The sequence below is a fragment of the Bartonella queenslandensis AUST/NH15 genome (assembly GCF_000312585.1).
Lineage (GTDB): Bacteria > Pseudomonadota > Alphaproteobacteria > Rhizobiales > Rhizobiaceae > Bartonella > Bartonella queenslandensis_A.
Map to the genome: position 1 here is coordinate 41,402 of NZ_HE998003.1, position 3,366 is coordinate 44,767.

The window sequence follows — 3,366 nt, forward strand, 5'->3', positions numbered from 1 at the left end:
ATGAGTTGGCGGTTGCTTTCAGGATTCACTTCCGTAACCAATTTTAATGTAAAAGGAACCGCTGGTGGCGTTGTAATTTCTAAACGTGAAGGCGTAATTTTATAAGTGTTTGGGGCTAATATCTCATCATTAATCGCAACAGAAATTAAAGTAAGATCATCTCCAGAAAGTACAAGAGGTGTGAATTTTTTTGTATTGTGACGGGGTTCAATGGACAATAAGGCGGTAACATAGGTTTTTGTTGGTGCCAATTGGAAAGAAAGTTGTGTTTTGGGAATAGTGTAAGGGGTTGGTTGGTAGTCTTCCAAACGATAAATAGATGTTGTTGGCTGTTCCATAGTTTTCCCATTCATATTTTAAGAATTAAAGAAGGTGTTTAATTTTAGAAGCAAGATAGGATTAAAGAGTTACAAAAGGCTATCGAGGCGATTTTTTACTTCTAAGAAGTCTATCCATGTAAGCTTCTTTTGACTAGGGGTTCTAAGAAGATAGGCAGGGTGGAAAGTTGGCATGACAGGTATTTTTATATTATCCTCGCTTTCATAAATATACCATTTGCCTCGTGTTCGGATGATTCCGTTTTGAGAGCCGGTAAGAAACTGTGCAGCAACGCCTCCTAGTGCAACAAGAACACGAGGACGCGCTAAATGAATGTGTCGTTCAATGAAAGGGCGGCACAAGGCAACTTCTCTTGGTGTTGGTGTACGATTTCCTGGTGGACGCCAAGGAATAGTGTTAGCGATGTACACGTTATTTCTTGTTAAGCCAATTGATGCGAGAATTTTATTCAGTAACATTCCTGCTTTTCCTACAAAAGGAATTCCTTGTATATCCTCTTCTCGTCCTGGGGCTTCGCCTATGAGCATCAAGGGACTTCCTGCTATTCCATCTGAAAAACAGGTATTTTTTGCTGTTAATTTTAATGAACAGCCATTAAATGCAAGGAGAGCAGATTTTAATTCATCAAGTGTCTTTGCATTTTTTGCACTCTCTACAGCTGTAGGTTCATTTTGTATAGCCCTAGAGTTATGCAGCGGGTGATGATCTAATTTTATGGTTGGGGATGTTTTGGGAGATCTTTGGTGATGATGAGAAGCGTTAACAACAGGCGTTGACTTTTTCTCTGAAGAAGAAGATTGCTTAAAACGATCAATAGGTAAATCTACCAAAACGGCATCCGCACCACTTTCTTTATAAAAGCTTAAGAGTTCTTCATAGGAAATTGGACACAGAGTTTGATTTAACATTTTATTTTTTCTAATGATCTGACAATTATAGATCAAACAAAATTATTCTTCAAGTTTTATAAATATGTATATTAGTGCATAAAAACGCTGACAGCATTTTCTCTTTTCACAAAAAAGACAAACCGTAAAATACAGATATTTGTGATTATAGACATTTTAAAATGTATAATTTATTCAAATCGCACGATTTAAACTTTTTAAACAAAATAATATTTTCATGGTAAAAGAATTCTCTACTGAATGCAAGTGATGTAAATAATAATATTTTTTATTTCTTTTTATGATTTTTATTTAAAAATAATATTTAAAATGAGAAAAAATATATAAATATTACTTTTATATAATCTAGTATTATTTAAAAATATTTTTACAATGGGTTAAAAGCAATGTGTGGGTATATGCTTTTGCTTTTTTTACAGCTGAAATGAGAGGTTCATTGAGTGCCAAATGAGCTGCAATAGCAGTTGAGAGAATGCAACCTGTTCCACGCATTGTTCCTTTTAAACGTGGAGCAGAAATATTGATGACTTCAGTTTTGTCAATGAAGCTATCAATTGCAAGAGATCCCTCTGCATGTCCACCTTTTACTAAAATAGAGCGAGCTCCCAATGACAAAAGTTTTTTTGCTTGTTGTATTGTCTCTTCATGATGAGATGCCAGTGGGGTTTGGCTAAGGAGAGCGAGTTCGTCTCTATTTGGTGTTAAAAGAGTAACATATGGGAGAAGCTTATTGATCATAATGTCTATGATTTTTTCCGTTGTTAGTTTTCCCCCTGATGAGGCAACCAGTACAGGATCAAGAATAACTGGAATATGGGGATAATCTTCGAGTACACGACAAATTGCTGCTATAATCGCCTGATTTCCTGTCATACCAATTTTTATTGCGCTGATAGGATTCGCTTCTAAGGCGATGCGCATTTGTGCGGAGATAAGTGTCTCATTCATTGGCCCGATTTCAGCGACGCGATGATCATCTTGTACATTCACACAAGTGATGGCTAAATTTGCTTTAATGTGAAAATATGCAGCTGTTTCTATATCACGAACAATGCCAGCACCTCCTGTTGGATCAGTGCCTGCGACAATAAGAATAGAAGGTGTCAACGCCATGGTTGGGTTACCTTGATCCATTGTTGTACACGCTCTTCTGGTTTTTTATGGAGGATAATGTCGGTGACAACAGCCGCGCTATTGGCGCCCGCTTTCAAAACATCTATTGCACGTTCTGGCGTTAAACCACCAATGCCAACGAAAGGTAAATGACCAATTTTCTTTCTCCATTGTTGAATTTTTTCTAGTCCTTGCGGCATCCATTTCATTTTTTTTAAGATTGTCGGATAAATAGGACCAAGAGCAATATAGTTAGGATGAACAGAGAGCGCGATATCCAATTCATGTTCATCATGGGTGCTAAGACCAAATCTTATACCATTTTTACGAATTGCAGGAAGATCAGCATTGCTTAGATCTTCTTGCCCAAGATGAATAAAATTGCATTTTTCATCAATAGCGATGCCCCAGTGATCATTAACAATTAATTGTGCCCCCCATTGATCACATATGTTTTTTGCACGCTTAATATGTTGACGGATTGTTTTTAGATCTTCATCTTTCATACGCAACTGTATGAGTCTAACACCAAGAGGAATCAAACGTTCAACCCAATCAGCATTGTCAACGATAAGGTAAAAGGGATCCAACTTCATCAAAATACGGCTTTACCAATGACGGGGGTTGAAGGAACAGCGACATTGCGTGCTTCGAGAATACCTGCTTTATATCCCATACGTCCTGCTTGAATAGCTTTGGAAAACGCTTCAGCCATCAAGACAGGATTACCTGCTTTAGCAACTGCGGTATTGAGAAGAACTGCATCATAACCGAGTTCCATAGCAACAGTAGCATGGGATGGGCGCCCAATGCCCGCATCAACAACGAGAGTAACATCAGGAAGATAAGCACGGATAGAGCGCAATCCATCGATATGATGAGGACCTTTGGCAGATCCAATAGGGGCACACCAAGGCATAATGACATGGCAACCAGCATCTAAGAGTTTTTCAGCAACAATGAGATCATCGGTCGTATAGGCAAAAATTTTGAAATCTTCGCTGTT

Annotated in this window: 4 protein-coding genes and 1 pseudogene; all 5 read right to left on the reverse strand. The window is 38.0% G+C overall.

Features of this window, described 5'->3' with window-relative positions; translation table 11 throughout:
* Nucleotides 1-338: pseudogene (gene pepN, locus BN338_RS05335) on the reverse strand (aminopeptidase N); the annotation flags it as partial.
* Nucleotides 339-407: 69 nt separating this feature from the next.
* Nucleotides 408-1,247: a uracil-DNA glycosylase gene (locus BN338_RS05340; RefSeq protein WP_039759784.1), complete on the reverse strand. Its 840-nt coding sequence runs from the start codon at nt 1,245-1,247 to the stop codon at nt 408-410.
* A gap of 351 nt (nt 1,248-1,598) precedes the next feature.
* Nucleotides 1,599-2,360 (reverse strand): hydroxymethylpyrimidine/phosphomethylpyrimidine kinase, encoded by a 762-nt coding sequence (locus BN338_RS05345; RefSeq protein WP_039759786.1) that lies wholly within the window; start codon nt 2,358-2,360, stop codon nt 1,599-1,601.
* A complete protein-coding gene (locus BN338_RS05350) occupies nt 2,351-2,956 on the reverse strand; it encodes a thiamine phosphate synthase (protein ID WP_039759789.1) in 606 nt (201 codons plus the stop codon). Before BN338_RS05350 ends, BN338_RS05345 begins: the two co-directional genes overlap by 10 nt.
* Nucleotides 2,956-3,366, reverse strand: a 411-nt coding sequence (locus tag BN338_RS05355; RefSeq protein ID WP_039759791.1) for a thiazole synthase, incomplete at its 5' end; no start/stop codon positions are given. The genes BN338_RS05355 and BN338_RS05350, both read right to left, overlap by 1 nt.

Bases quoted from the DNA above. Each gene is read 5' to 3' on its own strand.
- BN338_RS05340 (WP_039759784.1), bottom strand. From the start codon at position 1,247: ATGTTAAATCAAACTCTGTGTCCAATTTCCTATGAAGAACTCTTAAGC.
- BN338_RS05345 (WP_039759786.1), bottom strand. From the start codon at position 2,360: ATGGCGTTGACACCTTCTATTCTTATTGTCGCAGGCACTGATCCAACA.
- BN338_RS05350 (WP_039759789.1), bottom strand. From the start codon at position 2,956: ATGAAGTTGGATCCCTTTTACCTTATCGTTGACAATGCTGATTGGGTT.